This window comes from Allokutzneria sp. A3M-2-11 16 (assembly GCF_024213555.1).
In the GTDB taxonomy this organism is placed as follows: Bacteria; Actinomycetota; Actinomycetes; order Mycobacteriales; family Pseudonocardiaceae; genus Allokutzneria.
Genome location: NZ_JANAVO010000003.1, coordinates 485,423 through 502,625, shown reverse-complemented (window position 1 = coordinate 502,625; position 17,203 = coordinate 485,423). Strand labels below are relative to the sequence as shown.

Sequence of the window (17,203 nt, the reverse complement as noted above, 5' to 3'; positions counted from 1 at the left end):
CGGGCGCGGGCTACGCGGAGGGACCACCTGGTGGACTGGTACGTCGATCGGCACGACCGGGCGGTGCCGTCGGCGCTGCGCCGGGAGATCCGTGACTACCTCGCCAGGCACTCCCAGGCCACCCCGCAGGACCTGGCCGACGCCGAGCTGATCGCGATGGAGCTGACGGCCAACGCGCTCGACCACGGCAGCGGCCCGGTGTGGGTCACCCTGGAGTGGACGCAGGCGCGGCCGACGCTGACCGTCCGCGACCTGGGTCCCGCCTTCTCGCTGCCCCGGCACGCCCCCGACTCCGCGCAGCGGCGCGGCCGGGGGCTCTGGCTGGTCTCCCAGCTCGCCCCCGAACTGGCGGTGGCCGCCCGCCGCGTCGGCAAGGCCGTGCGGTCGACGCTGCCGGTCTCCCGGCCGGTCGAGGTGACGATCGAGCCGCCCCGCAACCACACGGTGAACCCGTTGCCGCACCTGGACGAGGCCGCGCCGACCGGCGGTTTCGGCCGGGAGAGCTTCCTGCGGGCCCTGGTCGTCCAGCTCGCCAACACCATCGAGCAGCAGCAGGGGCCGGGCACCGCCCAGCGCGCGATCGCCCAGGTCGGCACCGACATCGGCGGCCAGATGGAGAAGGAGTACCGGATCGCCACCGGGACCACCGGCGCGCTGCCGCTGACCCCGGAGCAGATCGCGGAGTGCCTGGTCCGGCTGAAGACGGCGATCGGCGGCACGTTCCGCGTCGTCGACGTGACCGAGGACCGGATCGTGCTGGTCAACGACCGCTGCCCGTTCGGGGCCGCAGTGCAGCGCTCGCCTTCCTTGTGCCGCATGACTTCCGCGGTCTTCGGCGGTATCGCCGCGCGCAACGCCGGGAACGCCGCGGTCACCCTCGAAGAGCGCATCGCCCTCGGCGATCCCGGGTGCCGCGTGGTGCTCCACCTCGGCGCGGCCTCGGAGGCGCTCCCGCTCGCGCACCAGTACACCGCCGGAACCTGAGCACCGGGAAACGTCAGTACCGCCACTGGATCGCATCGCCGCACTCGGTCAAGCTGCTCTTGGCCGCCGCCGCGGTGAGCGCGCCCTTCGCTTCGTCGGCGTCCGTTTTCGTCTTCGCGAACATCACCATGAAGTACATGTCGCTACCGCGCGGCCGGGTCTTGTTGTCCCAGCCCTTCCAGGCGGTCACGCGCTCTTGGAGGGCTTTGACCATCCGCTCCCACGCGGCCCGGAAATCGGTGTCCGCACCGGCGTCCTCGAACGTCTTGCTCGCGGTCTGAGCGGCCTCGATCTGCTTTTCCAGAGCGGGAACCGTCACCCCGGCATGGGTCGGGTCCGCGAACTTCGGCACCGCGTTGACCACGTCTTCGACCTGCGAACAAGCACCGTTGATCTTGTCCTGCGCGGAGGCGCATCCGCCCAGCACGAGTGCGGACGCGAGCACCGCGGCAATCCTGCGCACCATTCCCGCAGGCTAGCCCCGCGCATCGGGACCGGTCCCGCCTCGCGCGTAGACAACAGGGTTTCTCCTGTCGTTGCGCCACACTTCGCCGTCGACGAGGCCGGTGAGGTCTTCCGTCGCGAGCATGCGTTCGTTGCGCAGACCGTTGAAACGCACTCCGTCCGGCATGAACGCGGCCGTCATCGCGCGGCGCCGGCCCGAGGTCATGTTCGCTCCCGCGCCGTGGATCGTGCGGGCGTTGTGGAAGGTGCACCCGCCCGCGGGGAGCTCGCGCGGGACCGGCGAGTACGCGAACCCGGGATTGGCGCTGAACACCGCGCCCAGGTCCGACCCGAGGTCGCTGCGGTAGTCGAGCCCGAACCGGTGACTGCCCGGCACGAAGTACAACGCGCCGTTGCCCACGGTGGAATCGTCGAGCGCCACCCAGATCGTGCACGCGTGGTCGGATTCGAAGCACCACCACGGGAGGTCGAGGTGGTACTGGGTCGGCTGCCCGAACGGCTCCTTGATCAGCGCCTGGTCGAGGCAGATGCGCATCGCGTCGACCCCCTCCAGCTCCACCGCGAGCCTGCCGACACGGGGGTCCTGCACCAGTTCCCCGACCTTCGCGTTCGTCCAGCGCAGGTTCATCCGCTGGGTGTTGACCCTGGGGTTGCTGCCCACCGGCTGCCGCACGCTCTCATCGGCCACCGCGGCGTCCACGACCGCCCGCCAGTGGTCGAGTTCGGCCGGGCTGAGGAAGTCCTCGATCGCCACGAAGCCGTTCGTCCGGTACGACTCGATCTCTTGTTCCGTCAGTCCTTCGCGCATGTACCGACGATCGCGGCCGAGGGCGTTTCCCGGCAATGCGAGAACCGGCTGCGTTGCTTCGAGATCCTGCTGCGGCCCATGTCGGACCACCCGGCGGCGAACTAGCCTTGCGCGATGGCAGCCCGCGAAACGCCCTACGCGCCGGTGCGGCGGTTGCTCACCGGGCACGAACATCGCCGCGATGTCCGGTGCCTGCGGCGGCGCGGCACTCCGGTTCCCCTGCTCATCCACACCCGGACCGGCAGGGGCACGATCAAAGTCGCAGGTCAGCCCACGGAGCAGATCTTGTCGCCCGGGGACACCGCGCTGTGGTGGGCTGGCACGCCGCAGGACTTCGGTCCGGCGGTCGGCGCGGAACCGTGGGAGATCGTGTGGGCCCATTTCCACCCGCGCGACTCGTGGCACGAATGGCTCGCCTGGCCCGCGCTCGGATCAGGTGTCGCCCGGATTCCGGCTCCGCAGGCGCGGCTGCGGGCAAGGGTCGACGACATGTTGCTGGAGATGGATTCCTACGCGCGGAGCGCGCTCCCACGGGCGGTCGACCTCGCGCTGAACGCGTTGGAGCGCGCGTTGTTGTGGCTGGATTCCGCCAACCCCCGGCCCGCCCGCCTGGACGCCGCCGTGCAGGAGGCGATCCTGTTCATCGCCCGCAACCTGGACAAGCCGTTGACCGTCCCGCAGATCGCCGCCGCGGCCGGGTTGTCGCCGTCCCGGCTCGCCCACGTCTTCAAGGCTCAGACCGGTGTCCCGCCCGCCCAGTTCGTCGAGCACCGCCGGGTCGAGCGCGCGAAGACGCTGCTGGAGTCCAGTTCGCTGCCGATCGGCGCCGTCTCGGAGGCGACCGGCTTCAGCAGCGCGCTCTACTTCGCGACGCGCTTCCGCAAGGTCACCGGGCTGAGCCCGAGCGGCTGGCGCGCTCAGGCCGACCTGGCCGCCGCCTCGACGGTGGGGTGAAGGTCGAGCACCGTGTCCAGGCCCGTGGTCCGGAGCAGGCGGGTGACGAACCCACCCGACCCCGCCACCCGGAAGAGCGCCCCGGCCTCCTGCGCCTCTCGGTTGGCGACCGCTATCGCCGACAGCCCCGAGGAGTCGATGTAGGAGACCTTCGTCAGGTCCAGCACCACTCTGGCGGAGGCGGTCCGCAGGGCTTCGGAGAGCTCCTCGTAGAGCTCGTCCTGGCGCGAGACGTCGACCTCTCCGGCCAGCGACAGCACCTGCCACCCGTTGACGGTGCTCCATCGCACGTCGAGCAGCTCGCCGTCGTCCGAGGACACAGCACCCCACCTCCCACGGTCACAGACCATCCGGTGACGCGACGCTAACAGCACCCACCCGGTCCGCCCAGACCGGCGAGATGATCTTGGTCGTCGGCGGGGCGCCCGTCGATCCCCCGGAGGCGTGGCGCCCCCTCCCGACCCAGCGCTGTTTTCCCGTTTCGTACTCTTGCCGGGATTTGGGAGCGCTCCATTTCCCGTTATGAGTACGAAACGGGATTGGTTTGGACCACACCGGCCCAGGAATGGGTGAGCCCGGGGATGCGGCGCATGGGCGAAGTCTAGCCCGGGTCACGTTGAGGAGTGAGCTGTGGAGCTGGACCTGGGCGCGGTGCGCGCGTTCGCCGTGGTGGCGGAGGAGCGGCACTTCGGCGAGGCGGCGAGCAGGCTCGGGCTCTCGCAGCAGGCCGTGTCCAAGCGGGTCGCCCGGCTGGAGGACGACCTGGCCACGACCCTGCTGCACCGTTCACGCGGCAGCGGCACGAACCTGACCAGCGACGGCGAGGCGTTCCTGCCGCACGCCCGCGCCCTGCTCACCGTCGCCGACCAGGCCGTGGCGGCGCTGCGCGCGAGGCGACGGCCGTTGCGGATCGACGTGCTCCACACCTGGCTGGCCTCCACAGAGCTCGTCCGGGAGTTCTACCAGTCCACCGGCGTCGAGGTGGAAATCGTTACCTCCCAAGGACTTCGCGATGCGGGACCGGCGCTGGCCGAACGCAGCGTCGACGCGGCCTTCGCCCGCGTGACCGGCGCGCTGGACGAGTCGATCGCGCACCACCCGGCCTACCTCGAACCCCTGCACCTCCTGGTCGGGCGCAAGCACCCGCTGGCGCGCCGGCGCTCCGTGACCGTGGCGGAGCTGGCCGGTGGCACCGCGTGGATGCCGGACAACCAGCCCGGCAGCGAATGGGCGGACTACTACGAGGCGCTGGAGGAGGAGCTGGGCATCGGGATCGACACGTCCGGCCCGCACTTCGGCTTCGACCACCTGCTCGAAGAGCTGGGCGGCTCGCCGGACTGGTTCAGCTTCGCGGCCGAGCGCATGCGCGTGCCGTGGTACCCGGACGTCGTCCAGATCCCCATCGTGCGGCCGATTCCGGTCTATCCGTGGTCCCTGCTGGTCAACCGGCACCACCCGCACCCGGCGCTGTCCCGGCTCGTGCGGCACGTGGAGGAGAACTTCACGCCGCTGGACCCGGCGCGGCACTGGGTCCCGCCCGCCGACCGCGCGAGCTTCAGCTAGAGGCCGAGCCCGCGCAGCACGATCTCGAAGCCCTTCCGGAACTCCTCCTCGGGCGTGATGCCCCGCGCCCGCGCCGCGGTCTCGGACAGGATCGGGAACTCTTCGGGCGGCAGCTCCGCCAGCGCGGCGGTACCGGGACCGGACAGCGGGCCGAAGTGCGCGACCTGGAGCGCGCCGAAGACGTAGCCGAGGACGGCGCGGAACGCGATCACCCGGCGCTTGCCGGTCAGCCCCGCGTCGGTGAGCACGGTCAGCATCGCCTCGCCCCAGCGGAGCGAGCTGGGCGAGCGGTGCCGGTAGGTCAGCAGCAGCGGCACGACCGCCGGGTGCCCGGACACCACGACCCGCACGCGATCGGCGAGCGCGCTGAGGCGTTTTCCCGGTGTACCACGGGGAATGGCCGGGTCGACGGCTTGGAGCACGAGGTCGACCACGAGCTCTTCGACCTGACCGCGGTCGCTGACGTAGCGGTAGAGCGACATCGTGCCGACGCCCAGCTCCTGGGCGACCGTGCGCATGGACAGGCCGTCGAGCCCGTCGCGGTCGAGCACGGCCAGCGCGGCGGTCGCGATCTGCTCTGGGGTGAGGGAACGGGGTCGTGGCATGGCGTTTGACAGCGTACAGCATACGCGCATACGTTCGTAGGCGTACACCACACGCCTACAGGAGGAGCCATGCGCGAGCTGATCACCGTCTCCGGGGAACGCGTCCGCTTACCCGACCCGGATCGCTTGGTACACCTGCAGTTCCGCCGCTTCGCCGGTTGCCCCATCTGCAACCTCCACCTGCAGTCGGTGGTGCGGCGGCACGACGAGATCACCGCGGCGGGCATCCGCGAGGTGGTCTTCTTCCACTCCCCCGCCGACGAGCTGCGCGACTACGACCTGCCGTTCGCGGTCATCGCCGATCCGGAGAAGCGCTACTACCGGGAGTACGGCGTGGAATCCAGCCGCCGCGCGCTGCTGCACCCGCGAACCTGGGGCGCGATCCTGCGGGGCGGCGCTTTGACGGCACTGGGCCGATTCCGGCCGCCCGCCGCCAAGCAGGAGGGCGGGCGGCTCGGGCTACCCGCGGACTTCCTGATCGACCGGGACGGCAGCGTGCTCGCCGCCAAGCGCGGTGAGCACGCGTACGACCAGTGGTCCGTCGACGAACTGCTGGCATTCGCGCGCACCACCGAGCGCGCTTAACCCCTGTCCCGCAAGTAATCCAAGCACCCCACACATCACGTAAACTGAGCCCCATGCATCCCAACCGCCCCCGCACCCAACCTCGCGCACACGCAACCTAGAGAGCCCCGTTTCGTACTCTTAACGGGAAAAAGAGCGCTCCAAAATCCCGACAAGAGTACGAAACGGAAGGTCTCTAGCCACCTCAGCCCAGGATGGGGTGCGCGTGGACGAGGTGGTGTCGTCTGTGTCGTTTTGTACTCATAGCGGGGTTTTTGAGCGTTGTCGTGCCCCGTTGTGAGTGGGGAGCGGGGTTCCCAGCACTGGTGGACGCGCTTAGGGGCAGACGTGCGGGCAGGACCGGCGCAGAACGGAGAACCGGACCGCACGGCTAACTAGGTTCGGCGCTGTGAAACAGATGAAGATGCGCCTGCTGCGTTCGACCGTCATCGCCACCGCCGCGCTCGCACTCGTGGCCGGTTCGGCGTCGGCCGGTGAGCTCGCGGGCGGAACGGTCGTCGGCTGGGGAGAGAACACCGGCGGTGTGGCGACCCCGCCTGCCGGGCTGTCCAACGTCGTCTCCGTCGTGGTGAACAGCCGGACCAGCCTGGCGCTGAAGGCGGACGGTCACGTCGTGGGCTGGGGAACCAACATCGTCGGCCAGGCCACCCCGCCGTCCTGGCTGTACGGCGTCAAGGCGATCGCGACCAGCGGCGCGCACAGCCTGGCCCTGCGCAACGACGGCACGGTCATCGGCTGGGGCGACAACGGCCGCGGCCAGGCGACGGCGCCCCCGGGGCTTTACGACGCCGTCGCGATCACCGCGGGTCCGACCTACAGCCTGGCGCTGCGGGCCAACGGCACGGTCATCGGCTGGGGCGCGGACTTCCACGTCCCAGCTGGGCTGTCCGGCGTGAAGGCGATCTCCACGGGTTGCTGGGGCGAGCACACCCTGGCGCTCAAGAACGACGGCACCGTGGTCGCCTGGGGCAGCAACAGCCATGGCCAGTCCTCCGTGCCCGCAGGCCTGTCCAACGTCAAGGCCGTCGCGGCCGGGCGCTACTTCAGCGTGGCGCTCAAGAACGACGGGACGGTCGTGGCCTGGGGCGGCAACCAGTGGGGCGAGACGCCTCCGCCGCCGCTGAGCGGGGTGAAGGCCATCGCGGCCGGGTGCGCGCACGGGCTGGCCCTGCACAACAACGGGACCCTGCGCGGCTGGGGCTCGAACATCTACGGCGAGGCGACTCCGCCGGAGGGACTGGCCGGGGTCACGACCATCGCCGCCGGTGGTTCCTCAAGCCTCGCGGTGAAGGGCTGACGCCAGGCCGCGCGCGTAGGCCGCGTCGGTTCCGGGGATGGAGAAGACGACCCGGAAGTACAGCGGCGCGACCACGCGGTCGATGACATCGGTGAGCGCCGGCACCTCGTGACCGGCCCCCCGCGCACGGTCGAGCAGGGCTTCGATGGTGGTGCTGCTGCGTTTCAGGCACTCCCGGAGCCCTGCTCTGCGTTCGTCGACGTCGGCGGCGACCTCCGCGCGGAAGAACGCGATGCCGCCGGGGCGGGAGAGGTCGGCGAGGGTCCACTCGGCGTAGGCGGCGAGGTCCGCGCCCAGATCCCCGGTCGGGGCGGGCGGCCCGCTCTCCTCGGCCGCCGCGACCTCGGCGAGCAGGGCGGGGATCGAACCCCAGCGGCGGTAGACCGTGGTCGGGTTGACCTCCGCCCGCTCGGCCACCGCCGGGATCGTCACCTGGTCCGCCCCGCGCTCGCAGACCAGGTCGGTGACGGCGCGGTGGACCGCGGCCTGGACCCGGGCGCTGCGGCCGCCGGGACGGCGGGTGGTGGCCATACGACCAGCTTAACGCAAAGCACTTTGCTTTAGCCGACGTCATGACGTAGCGTCGCTAAAGCCAAGCCATTTGCTTTAAGGAGGCCCGTGTGGCGTTCTGGACCCTCGCGACGACGCTGTTCACGTTCATGGCCGCCGCGGCCGCACCTTCCCCGCTCTACGTTGTCTACCAAGCACAATGGGGCTTCACCGGCACCACGCTGACCGTGGTGTTCGGCGTGTACGCGCTGGCGTTGCTGGCCGCGCTGGTGACCGTCGGCGCCCTGTCGGACCACGTCGGACGCCGCCCGGTGCTGCTGGTCTCGCTCGCCGCCCAGTTGCTCGCGCTGATCATGTTCGTCACCGCGGACGGGGTCGGCTGGCTGGTCGCCGCGCGCGTGCTCCAGGGCCTGGCGACCGGGGCCGCGACCGGAGCGATCACCGCCGGGCTGGTCGACGTGCAGCCCGCGCACCGCCCCGGGCTCGCACCGCTGGTCACCAGCGCGGTCCCCGGCCTCGGCCTCGGGCTCGGCGCGCTCGGCTCCGGTCTGCTCGTCGAGTACGCGCCCGCGCCGACCACCCTGGTCTTCGTGCTGCTCATCGCGGCGACCGCGGTGATGGCGGCCCTGACCGCGCTGATGCCGGAGACCTCGGGGCGGCGCCCAGGAGCGCTGGCGTCGTTGCTGCCCAGGCTGACCGTGCCCGGGACGGGGCGGCGGACGTTCTTCGCCGCCGTCCCGATCTTCGCGGCCACGTGGGGTGTCGCCGGGCTCTACCTGTCGCTCGGGCCCTCGCTCGTCGCCGAAGTCCTGCACCTGCGCAACCACCTCGTCAGCGGGGCAGTGGTGTGCGCGCTGATGATCGGCGCGGCGGTCGGCTCGGTGCTGGCACGGGGCCGCGACCCCCGGTCCGCGATGGTCACCGGCGCCTCCGGGCTCGCGGGCGGGTTGGCGATCACCCTGATGGGACTGCACATCGACTCGCTCAGCGCGCTCTTCCTCGGCACCGCGGTCTCGGGTCTCGGGTTCGGGATCGCCTTCCTCGGCGCGTTCGCGACGACGACGGCACTCGCGGTGCCGGAACGGCGCGCGGCGCTCTTCGCAACCGTCTACACGGTGAACTACCTTGCGTTCAGCCTGCCCGCGATCGTCGCCGGGGCCGCCGCGACCTCGTTCGGCCTGGCGGTCACGGCCGACGTCTACGGGCTGACGGTCATCGTGATCTCGCTGGCCGCGGCGGTGTTCCTGGTCCTGGAGCGGCGGAAGGCCCCTGCCACCGTCCACTGTGGATGATCGTCGTTGTCGCACTGTTATCGACAATCGCGGCGCCTGCCGTCATCGTGATGTCATGGGGTCAGTAGCCGTACGGGACGTGGTGCGCGACGTGGTGGCCGAGGTCGCGCCGGAGGAACTACCGGTCGTGAACGGCCTGGCGGCCTTCGACGACGCCACGGTCGTCCGGCGGCTGCGCCGGGGCGGGGACCGCGGGCAGCCGCTGGGATTCGGCCTCGGCGAGATCGCGGTCATGGTCGCCCCGGTGGTGTGGATCGTGGTGGACCAGATCGCCCAGAAGGTCGCGGACACCGCCGTCAACGGTGCCGCCAAAGGGACGAAGGCGTTGCTGCGAAAGGTCTTCCGCAAGGGTCCCGCGCGGGTGGTCATCCCGCCCCTGACCGCCGCGCAACTCGTCGAAGTGCGGAAGAAGGTGCGCGAAGCGGCCTTGCAGCGCGGCATGTCCGAGGAGCGCGCCCAGGCGGTCGCCGACGCGGTGGTGGCCAGGCTGACGCTGGGCGAGGCCGACGAGGAAGATCCCGGCTAGCCCAGCGGCGGCGGTGGGTGCGGCCTCAGACCTCGATCGGCTTGGGAGTGCCGCCCTTGGGGTCCCAGTAAGCCGCGATGGTGCCGCGTCCGACCTTGAAGTAGTACCCGGTCGGGCAAGTTGCCTTGGTCCACTTGCCGTCGTTGCGCGTCCTGCTGACCACCGTCTTGGGCGGTCCCGTCAGCGGGCCCTGAAGCGAGCAGTTTGCGCCGATGAGGTACTTGCCGTGCGAGCACTTCATGCTCACGCCGGTGCTTTCCTCCTTGAACGAGCACGGGCTCGCCGCCGACGCCGGTGAACCGACGAGCACGCAGCTCGCCGCGATGATCCCGGTCAGCACGATCTTGCGAAACATCCGGAAACTCCTCACGTATTCCCTTGTGGCGCAATGCCACCGCGCGGAGCATAAGCGAAGCTGACTCGCCGGGAGCCACCGATCGAGTTTCCGGATTTGCCGCGCTACCAAGGCGAAACGGCTTCCACATTCACGTGTTGCCGTCATTGCCGTGACAAGGCCGCGAGGCGGTAGTAGGCCCGACTCCACCAGCTCGGTCTCCGACATCCGGGCGAAGTCCTCCAGCGTCTCCACGCCGACCGCCCGTGTGAGCACGGTGTGGTGCGGCCCGCCCGCTGTGAGCCAGCACTCCGCGGAGGTCGACAGCGACGGCGCGGGCCGCCACACCGCCCTGGCCACCGGCAGGTTCGGCAGCGGCTCGTCCGGCGCGACGACCTCGACCTCGTTGGCCACCAGACGAAAGCGGTCGCCGAGGTCGACCAGCCCGACCACGACGGCGGGGCCCGGCTCGGCGTCGAAGACCAGCCGCACCGGGTCCTCGCGACCGCCGATGCCCAGCGGGTGGATCTCGCAGGAGGGCGGGCCCGCAAGGTTTCCACGATGCCGCGGCCGATCGAGTCGCCGATGAGCGCGAACGGCCCGACCGGGATGTCCCCGCCGAACTCGTCCGCGATCATCGTCAGCACACAGGGAATCGGCTCACCACGCGCGGACCATGCTGTGGCGTAAGGAGAATGCGTGTGCGCGGCGGTGTCCGAGGACGGTGCCAGCTCCCCCTCGACCAGCTCGCCGTGCAGACCCGTTTCGTACTCTTAACGGGAAAAGGAGCGCTCCCATAGGCCGCTATGAGTACGAAACGGGAGAAGGCGGCGCTGGGAGGGGAGTCAGGCGGGCGGGGCGACGCTCTCGCGGGACACGAGGGTGGGCGCGATGGTGCGGCGTGGCTCGGCGCTCTCCCCGTCGCTGACCTGGGCGAGCAGCAGGCCGAGCGCCTCGCGCGCCACGGCGTCGAAGTCCGGGCGCACTGTGGTCAACGGCGGGATGAAGTACGCGGCCTCGGGCACGTCGTCGAAACCGACGACGCTCACGTCCTGCGGCACACGGCGACCGCGTTCGCTCATGGCGCGCAGCACGCCGAGCGCGAGGTGGTCGTTGGACGCGAACACAGCGGTGACCTCGGGCATCCGGGCCAGCATCTGCCCGGCGCGGTAACCGGCGGCGGCGCTCCAGTCCGCGGCCATCACCGGGGGGACCTCGGCGCCCGCGGCCTCCAGAGCACGTTGCCAGCCCTGGACTCGACCGGCGGCGTCGAACCAGTCCGCCGGACCGGACACGTGCCAGACGGTGCGGTGACCGACGTCGAGCAGGTGCTTGGTGGCGGCGAAGGCACCCGCGGCCTGGTCGACGGTCACCAGCGGGGTCGGGCGCCCGGGGTCGCCGTCGATGGTCACCAGCGGCACCCCGGCGGGGACGTCGGCGAGCGCGTCGTTGGCCGAGGCGGTCGGCGCGATCGCCACGATCCCGGCGACCCGCTGGTCCCGGTGGCGCTCCACGGCGGCGGCGATCGAGGCGCGGTCGAGCACCTTCACTCTGCCGACGCTCACCGAGAACCCGGACCCGGCCGCCGCCTCCTCGAAGGCGGCGAGCAGTGAGGCCGGGCCGTAGAGCGTGGAGTTCTGCGCGACTACACCGATGAGCTGCGATTTGCCGGTGACCAGGGCGCGCGCCGCCCGGTTCGGCCGGTAGCCCAGTTCCTGGATCGCGGCGCGCACGCGCAACCTGGTCTGCTCGCGGACGTTGGGGTGGTCGTTGAGCACGCGGGAGACCGTCTGGTGGGAGACACCGGCGAGCTTGGCGACATCGGTCATCGCCGGATCGCGCGAAGTCTTGTTGTCCACTGACGCTCTCCGATCCTCGTTCCCCGGACCCGTGATGCTAGCGATACGGGGTTGGATCCCGCCGGACCGTGACACGCTCGACGGCGGGGAGCGCGTCACGCGGCGATGAAGTGAGCGTTAACATAATCGACATCTGCCGACCTGTCAACGAAGACAACGGCTCGGCGCGCAGGGTTTGACGTCAATATGTGAGCGCTCACTCTAGTCGACCAAGTCCGCTTCCCGTTCTCCCCCGAGGAGTCCCCGTGCTGAAGAAGATCGCGACGGCGGCAGGCGTGGTCCTGCCGTGCGGCAGGCCGTTCAGGATTTCCTCGCGACTGGCGGAGACCGTCCTTCCGGTGTCCGCTGGCGGCCCGACGAGCTGTAGACGCGTGCTGTCGCGACGCTGACCAGGCTTCATTAAGATCGCTGGGAGTTCCGAGGGAAGCCGGAGACAGCATGCTCGAGATCAGCTTTCTCACCTGGGCCGTGACGATCGGCCTGATCGTCGCCCTGCTCGCGGTCGACCTGGTCGTGGCCGCGCTGCGGCCGCACCGGGTGGGCTTCGCCGAGGCCACCGCGTGGTCGGTGTTCTACATCCTCGTCGCCGTGGGCTTCGGGGTGTGGTTCGCGCTGAGCCACGGCGGGGACTTCGGCACCGAGTACTTCGCCGGTTACATCGTCGAGAAGAGCCTGTCGGTCGACAACCTCTTCGTCTTCGTGATCATCATGACCACGTTCGCCGTGCCCGAGGAGCACCAGCACAAGGTGCTGACGTTCGGCATCGTGCTCGCGCTGATCATGCGGGCGATCTTCATCGTGCTCGGCGCCGCGCTGCTGTCGCTGTTCTCCTTCATGTTCCTGATCTTCGGGCTGCTGCTCGTCTTCACCGCCGTGCAGCTGTTCCGGCACCGCGACGAGGACCCCGACGTCGAGAACAACGTCATGGTGAAGCTCGCGCGGCGCCTGTTCCCGAGCACCGACGGCTACGTCGGCGGGAAACTGGTCGTCCGCCAGGGCGGGCGCAGGCTGGTCACGCCGCTGTTCGTGGTGCTGCTGGCGATCGGCAGCGTGGACCTGCTCTTCGCGCTCGACTCCATCCCCGCGGTCTTCGGCGTCACCGAGCAGCCCTTCATCGTGTTCACCGCCAACGCGTTCGCGCTGCTCGGCCTGCGGGCGCTCTACTTCCTGGTGAAGGGTCTGCTGGACCGGCTCGTCTACCTCTCCACCGGCCTGGCGCTGATCCTGGCGTTCATCGGCGTGAAGCTGATGCTGCACTGGGCGCACGTCGACATCGACCCGCGTGTCCCGGAGATCCCCACCCCGGTCAGCCTCGGCGTGATCATCGGCGTGCTGGTGGTCGTCACCGTGGCGAGCCTGGTCAAGACCAGCCGGGATCCCTCGGCCAAGGCCCACGCGGGCTCCCTGCGGGCAACCCGGCAGGACGACCCTGAGCAGGCCTGACTACCTCGCGTACGCGACTTCCGGTAACTGCCGCGAAGCCCCGTCCCACCCTTGGCGTATCCGGCGTTAGCGGAGTTGCTGCCACGCAATGGTTTCGGGGCGGTTTCCGGTGGCGGCGAACTCGTGCACCGCAGCGCGGATCTGGGGTAGCGGGATGGGGGCGTTGTTGGGGAAGTCGTGTCCGGTGCCCATGTAGCTGTAGGAGACCGCGTCCCACCCTGAGTCTTCCGGGGCGCTGCTGACCCAGATGCCATCGTCGTCACTGCACTGCGCGATGCCGACATCGGGGCCGCCGCCGATGCCGACGAGCAGTTCGATGGGCTGCGGCAGGTTCTCCAGGTCGTCGGCGCGGAACAGCGCGACCATCACCGGGTCGTCGGCGACGGCCAGGCGGGTCAGGAACTCGTCGGTGGCCTCGACCCCGTCGAGCACTTCCGCGTCGTGCTTGCGGACGTCGTACCAGGCGTGCAGCACGGTCACTGCGTCATCCTCCTGAAGGTCTTGCGATAGCCCTCTGGGCCGTAGATGGTCAGCGACTCGCCGGGGCGCAACAGCTTCGGCATGACCTTGTCACAGCCGTAGGGGCCGGGGCACGGCTCGTTGTCAATCACGATCGTGGTGTGCTGCCGTCGGTTGGCGCGCATCCACACCAGCGTCTTGAGTTCGACATGGACGGCGATGTTGAGACGGCGGAATCCGGCGTCGGCGATAAGCCGGTCGGCGGTCGAGGTGGTCTCGTCGGTGCCAGAGCGCAGCGCGCCGATGATCGTCCCTTCGGCGTCAAGAATGCGACCGCGAGTGGGCATCTGCGTCTGCCCTCGCTGGCGCCGCACCAGCGGCGACAGATCCTCGAAGGCCGCAGCGACTCCGGGCGGCAGCGCCGCCGGAGTCGGAACTGATGTCGGCGGCACGACGGCCGGGTTGATTCGACCGCCGAGTCCGGCGATCCAGGACTCAACCCGGTCGGGCAGCTGCCCCAGCATGCTGCGTACCGCGTGCAGTCCATCGAGGGCGTCCTCCAGCAGCAGGTTCACCTCGTCGCGGGCGGAGTCGGGGCTGCCCTCGGTGGTGTGCTCCCACAACTGCGCGGTCTCTTTGAGCGCGTTCTCCGCGGAATCGATCAGCGCGACGGGCAGGTCGCCCACGGCTCTGCGCGCGGCTGCGACGACCTCGCTGCGGATGGACACGACCTCGACCCTGCCGCCGTCTACGCAGCAGCGGACCGGTTCGGACAAGCTCCACTCGATTGATGCAGCGTCTCGTTCGGGATGAGCTGATCTAGCGGGCCCAGGGAATGACGACCGAGCTTGCCGGGCTCACGGCGGCGTTTAGCGAGGCTCCTCCCCTTGATCATGCCCTCAATGACGCATTCAGCACGTTAGAACGCACCAAATGCGGCATTGGGGCCGACGCTCACCAGCGGTCGGCGATATGCGGAGCGATCAGCTCGTCGTAGACCGAACGCACGGTCTCCAGGTGCGAGGCGGTCAGCGGGGCGAGGTCGGCCGCCGCGGCGTTCGCCCGAGCCTGCGAGGGGTTGCGCGCGCCGGGGATCACCACGCTGACGCCGGGCTGGTCGATGATCCAGCGGAGCGCGAACTGCGCCATGGTCGCCCCGGGCGGCACGAGCGGAGCCAGGCGCCGCACCGCTTCGAGCCCGGTGCCGAAGTCCACGCCGGAGAAGGTCTCGCCGACGTCGAACGCCTCGCCGTTGCGGTTGTAGGTGCGGTGGTCGTTGTCGGCGAAGGTGGTGTTCGCGTCGTACCGGCCGGACAGCAGGCCGCTGGCCAGCGGCACCCGCGCGATGATGCCGACTCCGGCGGCGCGGGCGGCGGGCAGGACCTCGGCGAGCGGGCCGAGCCGCAGCGTGTTGAGGATGATCTGGACGCTGGCCACCCCGGGCCGGGCGATCGCGGTCAGCGCCTCGGCGCGGGTCTCCACGCTCACGCCGTACGCCGCGATCCGGCCCTCCTCCACCAGGGTGTCCAGCCCGTCGAAGACGGCGTCCGTGGAGTACACCGGCGTCGGCGGGCAGTGCAGCTGCACGAGGTCCAGGGTGTCCACGCCGAGGTTCGCGCGCGAGCGGTCGGTCCACGCGCGGAAGTTGTGCAGCGTGTAGATCGCCGGGTCCTGCGGCGTGATCCGGCGGCCCATCTTGGTCGCGACGGTGATGCCCCGCCGCCCCTTGAGGAACCGGCCGACCAGGCGCTCGCTGCGCCCGTCGCCGTAGACGTCGGCGGTGTCGATGAACGTCACGCCCGCGTCGGCCGCCGCGGAGAGCACCGACAGGGCCTGGTCCTCGTCCACCTCGCCCCAGTCGGCGCCCAGCTGCCACGCGCCCAGCCCGATGACCCCGACCTGCCTGCCGCTGCGGCCCAGCTCTCGTCTCTCCACAGTGTTAACGTTAACACCCGATGGCGCGCAGTCGATCCAGGATGACGCGTACCTCACTCTCCCCCAACGACACCAGCTCCAGCGCCAGTTCATCACCGTGAACCATCACGAAGATCGGCGGGTCACCCGCTTCCAGTTCCGCGGCCAGCCCAACGGCGTCGTCGACGGTCAGCACCGCACGGGTCACCGGCAGCCCGGCGGGGTCGGGCCACTCGCGCGCTTCGACTCCGGGGATCTTCGCGGCCTCCCGCACGAAGTCGGCGACCTTGGCCGCCTCGCCGGCCAGCCACGTGTCAGGGCGCCACTCCCCGATGGCGGCGATGACCCCGGCGATGGCTTCCTTCGTCGGCTTCATCCCGCGGCCGATTCCCTTGTCCTGAGCCCGAACCGCGCGCACGAACTCCCGTGATCCGAGCACCAGCCCCGCTGTCGGTGACGCCAGGTACTTCTGGCCGCTGACCAGCACCGCGTCCGCGCCGGTCGCCAGCAGCTCGCCCACCCTCGGGAACTGCGCGGCTCCGTCGATGATCACCGGCACACCGTGGTCGTGCGCGGCGCGAACAGCTGCGGCGAGGTCGACCTGTTGCGCCAGCCGGGAGGACACGAGCACCAGGCAGGCGACATCATCGGAGAACGCGAGTTGCCCCACAAGGGAAACACGGGCACCGGCGAGTCGGATCGCTTGCAGATTCGACTGTCCGTAGTTCACCTCCTGCCCTTCGAGCACCACGGCGCGGTTCTTCATCCCCGTGGTGTCGGGCAGCGCCGCGATCCGCTCAGGGTCGGTTCCGGCCATCGCGGCAGCCACCGCGACGGTGATCGCCGCCGCCGTGCAGTGCACGACCGCCCCCGCCTGAGCACCGGTCGCGTCCGCGATGACCTCGCTGGCGCGGTCGGCGAGTTCTTCCATCACAACGAATTCCGGCAGCGCCTCGGCGACGGCCGCGATGACGGCGGCCGAACTCCGCGACACCCCCAGCGGCGTGTACGTCCCCTTGGCGTTGATCACCTTGGACAGCCGCAGTCGCTCGTGAATCCCCATTCAGATCACGACCTACGCGCTCGGTAAGCCGCGACCGCGAGCCGGTTGCCGCACGTCGTGCTGCAGTAGCGACGGGAGCGGTTGCGGGAGAGGTCCAGTACGAGTCCTTCGCAGACATCGCTGTCGCACAACGACAATCTGCTCATCTCGTCCGCGCGGATCAGGTCCACCATGGCCATGGCGGTCTCCACGGCGATCCGCTCGGCGAACGGCCGTTCCGCGTCCACGGCGTGCAGGTGGTAGTCGAGGCCGTCGTGCCGGACGAGCTGGGGCAGCGCGTGGTGCTCGGCCAGCATCCGATTGACGATCTCCGCGGCGGTGTCGCGGTCGCTGACGAGGAGGGCGCGCAGGGGCGCCCGCAGTGCGCGGACCGCGGCCAGCTCGTCGGCGTCACGGGAACGCGAGCCGCTGTAGCCGTGCTCGGCGAAGAACGCGTCGAGCTGGTCGAGGCTGGTCAGCGTGTCCGGCTCCTCGGCGGAGTTCACCAGCGCGACCGCCGCGACCAGTGACGATGCGGTGTCATCAGTGAAACGCACATTGAC

At 70.2% G+C, this 17,203-nt stretch carries 20 protein-coding genes and 2 pseudogenes; 9 read left to right on the top strand and 13 right to left on the bottom strand.

Annotation, left to right across the window (positions count from 1 at the left end; all coding sequences use genetic code 11):
* The first annotated feature begins 30 nt into the window (after positions 1-30).
* Positions 31-984 carry a methanogen output domain 1-containing protein gene (locus NLX83_RS24110; protein WP_254237398.1) on the top strand — a complete coding sequence of 318 codons (954 nt, stop codon included), beginning with the start codon at positions 31-33 and terminating at the stop codon, positions 982-984.
* Positions 985-997: 13 nt separating this feature from the next.
* Here the strand turns inward: NLX83_RS24110 and NLX83_RS24105 are convergent, their stop codons facing one another.
* Together NLX83_RS24105 and NLX83_RS24100 are read right to left on the bottom strand one after the other, a co-directional pair.
* The gene (locus NLX83_RS24105) at positions 998-1,450 is read right to left on the bottom strand and encodes a hypothetical protein (protein WP_254237397.1); all 453 of its coding nucleotides are present in this window, start codon (positions 1,448-1,450) and stop codon (positions 998-1,000) included.
* Between the two features lie 9 nt (positions 1,451-1,459).
* Positions 1,460-2,257 carry a phytanoyl-CoA dioxygenase family protein gene (locus tag NLX83_RS24100; protein WP_254237396.1) on the bottom strand — a complete coding sequence of 266 codons (798 nt, stop codon included), beginning with the start codon at positions 2,255-2,257 and terminating at the stop codon, positions 1,460-1,462.
* 114 nt (positions 2,258-2,371) lie between these two features.
* On the opposite strand from NLX83_RS24100, the gene NLX83_RS24095 reads away from it, so the two are divergent.
* Positions 2,372-3,211: a helix-turn-helix domain-containing protein gene (locus NLX83_RS24095; RefSeq protein ID WP_254237395.1), complete on the top strand. Its 840-nt coding sequence runs from the start codon at positions 2,372-2,374 to the stop codon at positions 3,209-3,211.
* Here NLX83_RS24095 and NLX83_RS24090 read toward each other — a convergent pair.
* Positions 3,175-3,531: an STAS domain-containing protein gene (locus NLX83_RS24090; protein ID WP_254237394.1), complete on the bottom strand. Its 357-nt coding sequence runs from the start codon at positions 3,529-3,531 to the stop codon at positions 3,175-3,177. The two genes, NLX83_RS24095 and NLX83_RS24090, sit on opposite strands and share 37 nt — an antisense overlap.
* A gap of 310 nt (positions 3,532-3,841) precedes the next feature.
* On the opposite strand from NLX83_RS24090, the gene NLX83_RS24085 reads away from it, so the two are divergent.
* Positions 3,842-4,774: a LysR family transcriptional regulator gene (locus NLX83_RS24085; protein ID WP_254237393.1), complete on the top strand. Its 933-nt coding sequence runs from the start codon at positions 3,842-3,844 to the stop codon at positions 4,772-4,774.
* Here the strand turns inward: NLX83_RS24085 and NLX83_RS24080 are convergent.
* A complete protein-coding gene (locus tag NLX83_RS24080; protein WP_254237392.1) occupies positions 4,771-5,379 on the bottom strand; it encodes a TetR/AcrR family transcriptional regulator in 609 nt (202 codons plus the stop codon). The two genes, NLX83_RS24085 and NLX83_RS24080, sit on opposite strands and share 4 nt — an antisense overlap.
* Before the next feature lie 69 nt (positions 5,380-5,448).
* On the opposite strand from NLX83_RS24080, the gene NLX83_RS24075 reads away from it, so the two are divergent.
* Both NLX83_RS24075 and NLX83_RS24070 read left to right on the top strand, forming a co-directional pair.
* On the top strand, positions 5,449-5,964 hold the full coding sequence (locus NLX83_RS24075) for a peroxiredoxin-like family protein (RefSeq protein ID WP_254237391.1): 516 nt from the start codon (positions 5,449-5,451) through the stop codon (positions 5,962-5,964).
* A gap of 397 nt (positions 5,965-6,361) precedes the next feature.
* Complete coding sequence (locus NLX83_RS24070) at positions 6,362-7,261, top strand: RCC1 domain-containing protein (RefSeq protein ID WP_254237474.1); 900 nt, start codon at positions 6,362-6,364, stop codon at positions 7,259-7,261.
* On the opposite strand, the gene NLX83_RS24065 is transcribed toward NLX83_RS24070, so the two are convergent.
* Positions 7,238-7,792, bottom strand: coding sequence for a TetR/AcrR family transcriptional regulator (locus NLX83_RS24065; RefSeq protein ID WP_254237390.1), 555 nt, complete (start codon positions 7,790-7,792; stop codon positions 7,238-7,240). The genes NLX83_RS24070 and NLX83_RS24065 overlap by 24 nt on opposite strands.
* A gap of 89 nt (positions 7,793-7,881) precedes the next feature.
* Here NLX83_RS24065 and NLX83_RS24060 point away from each other — a divergent pair, with 89 nt between their 5' ends.
* Both NLX83_RS24060 and NLX83_RS24055 read left to right on the top strand, forming a co-directional pair.
* A complete protein-coding gene (locus NLX83_RS24060; protein ID WP_254237389.1) occupies positions 7,882-9,063 on the top strand; it encodes an MFS transporter in 1,182 nt (393 codons plus the stop codon).
* A 55-nt stretch (positions 9,064-9,118) separates the two neighbouring features.
* Positions 9,119-9,589, top strand: a complete 471-nt coding sequence (locus tag NLX83_RS24055; protein ID WP_254237388.1) for a hypothetical protein — start codon at positions 9,119-9,121, stop codon at positions 9,587-9,589.
* Between the two features lie 541 nt (positions 9,590-10,130).
* Here the strand turns inward: NLX83_RS24055 and NLX83_RS24050 are convergent.
* From NLX83_RS24050 to NLX83_RS24040, 3 genes and pseudogenes are all read right to left on the bottom strand, one after another.
* Positions 10,131-10,472 (bottom strand): annotated as a pseudogene (locus NLX83_RS24050) (L-arabinose isomerase); the annotation flags it as partial.
* Positions 10,466-10,687 (bottom strand): annotated as a pseudogene (locus NLX83_RS24045) (class II aldolase/adducin family protein); the annotation flags it as partial. The pseudogenes NLX83_RS24045 and NLX83_RS24050, both read right to left, overlap by 7 nt.
* Before the next feature lie 81 nt (positions 10,688-10,768).
* A complete protein-coding gene (locus NLX83_RS24040) occupies positions 10,769-11,782 on the bottom strand; it encodes a LacI family DNA-binding transcriptional regulator (RefSeq protein ID WP_254237387.1) in 1,014 nt (337 codons plus the stop codon).
* Positions 11,783-12,068: 286 nt separating this feature from the next.
* On the opposite strand from NLX83_RS24040, the gene NLX83_RS42290 reads away from it, so the two are divergent.
* Positions 12,069-12,149, top strand: a complete 81-nt coding sequence (locus tag NLX83_RS42290) for an Imm1 family immunity protein (RefSeq protein ID WP_374118803.1) — start codon at positions 12,069-12,071, stop codon at positions 12,147-12,149.
* A 71-nt stretch (positions 12,150-12,220) separates the two neighbouring features.
* Positions 12,221-13,225, top strand: coding sequence for a TerC family protein (locus NLX83_RS24030; RefSeq protein ID WP_254237385.1), 1,005 nt, complete (start codon positions 12,221-12,223; stop codon positions 13,223-13,225).
* 66 nt (positions 13,226-13,291) lie between these two features.
* Here the strand turns inward: NLX83_RS24030 and NLX83_RS24025 are convergent, their stop codons facing one another.
* The 5 genes from NLX83_RS24025 to NLX83_RS24005 form a co-directional block, all read right to left on the bottom strand.
* Positions 13,292-13,705 (bottom strand): Imm1 family immunity protein, encoded by a 414-nt coding sequence (locus tag NLX83_RS24025; RefSeq protein ID WP_254237384.1) that lies wholly within the window; start codon positions 13,703-13,705, stop codon positions 13,292-13,294.
* The gene (locus tag NLX83_RS24020) at positions 13,702-14,412 is read right to left on the bottom strand and encodes a DddA-like double-stranded DNA deaminase toxin (protein ID WP_254237383.1); all 711 of its coding nucleotides are present in this window, start codon (positions 14,410-14,412) and stop codon (positions 13,702-13,704) included. The genes NLX83_RS24025 and NLX83_RS24020 overlap by 4 nt, the downstream gene beginning before the upstream one ends.
* Before the next feature lie 226 nt (positions 14,413-14,638).
* Positions 14,639-15,619: an aldo/keto reductase gene (locus NLX83_RS24015; protein WP_254237382.1), complete on the bottom strand. Its 981-nt coding sequence runs from the start codon at positions 15,617-15,619 to the stop codon at positions 14,639-14,641.
* Between the two features lie 10 nt (positions 15,620-15,629).
* Positions 15,630-16,661, bottom strand: coding sequence for a beta-eliminating lyase-related protein (locus NLX83_RS24010; RefSeq protein ID WP_254237381.1), 1,032 nt, complete (start codon positions 16,659-16,661; stop codon positions 15,630-15,632).
* A 5-nt stretch (positions 16,662-16,666) separates the two neighbouring features.
* On the bottom strand, positions 16,667-17,197 hold the full coding sequence (locus NLX83_RS24005; protein WP_254237380.1) for a CGNR zinc finger domain-containing protein: 531 nt from the start codon (positions 17,195-17,197) through the stop codon (positions 16,667-16,669).
* Positions 17,198-17,203 lie beyond the last annotated feature (6 nt).

Coding starts and splice junctions, on each gene's coding strand:
- NLX83_RS24075 (WP_254237391.1), top strand. CDS start 5,449: ATGCGCGAGCTGATCACCGTCTCCGGGGAACGCGTCCGCTTACCCGAC.
- NLX83_RS24095 (WP_254237395.1), top strand. CDS start 2,372: ATGGCAGCCCGCGAAACGCCCTACGCGCCGGTGCGGCGGTTGCTCACC.
- NLX83_RS24100 (WP_254237396.1), bottom strand. CDS start 2,257: ATGCGCGAAGGACTGACGGAACAAGAGATCGAGTCGTACCGGACGAAC.
- NLX83_RS24105 (WP_254237397.1), bottom strand. CDS start 1,450: ATGGTGCGCAGGATTGCCGCGGTGCTCGCGTCCGCACTCGTGCTGGGC.
- NLX83_RS24065 (WP_254237390.1), bottom strand. CDS start 7,792: ATGGCCACCACCCGCCGTCCCGGCGGCCGCAGCGCCCGGGTCCAGGCC.
- NLX83_RS24010 (WP_254237381.1), bottom strand. CDS start 16,661: ATGGGGATTCACGAGCGACTGCGGCTGTCCAAGGTGATCAACGCCAAG.
- NLX83_RS24080 (WP_254237392.1), bottom strand. CDS start 5,379: ATGCCACGACCCCGTTCCCTCACCCCAGAGCAGATCGCGACCGCCGCG.
- NLX83_RS24055 (WP_254237388.1), top strand. CDS start 9,119: ATGGGGTCAGTAGCCGTACGGGACGTGGTGCGCGACGTGGTGGCCGAG.
- NLX83_RS24070 (WP_254237474.1), top strand. CDS start 6,362: ATGAAGATGCGCCTGCTGCGTTCGACCGTCATCGCCACCGCCGCGCTC.
- NLX83_RS24030 (WP_254237385.1), top strand. CDS start 12,221: ATGCTCGAGATCAGCTTTCTCACCTGGGCCGTGACGATCGGCCTGATC.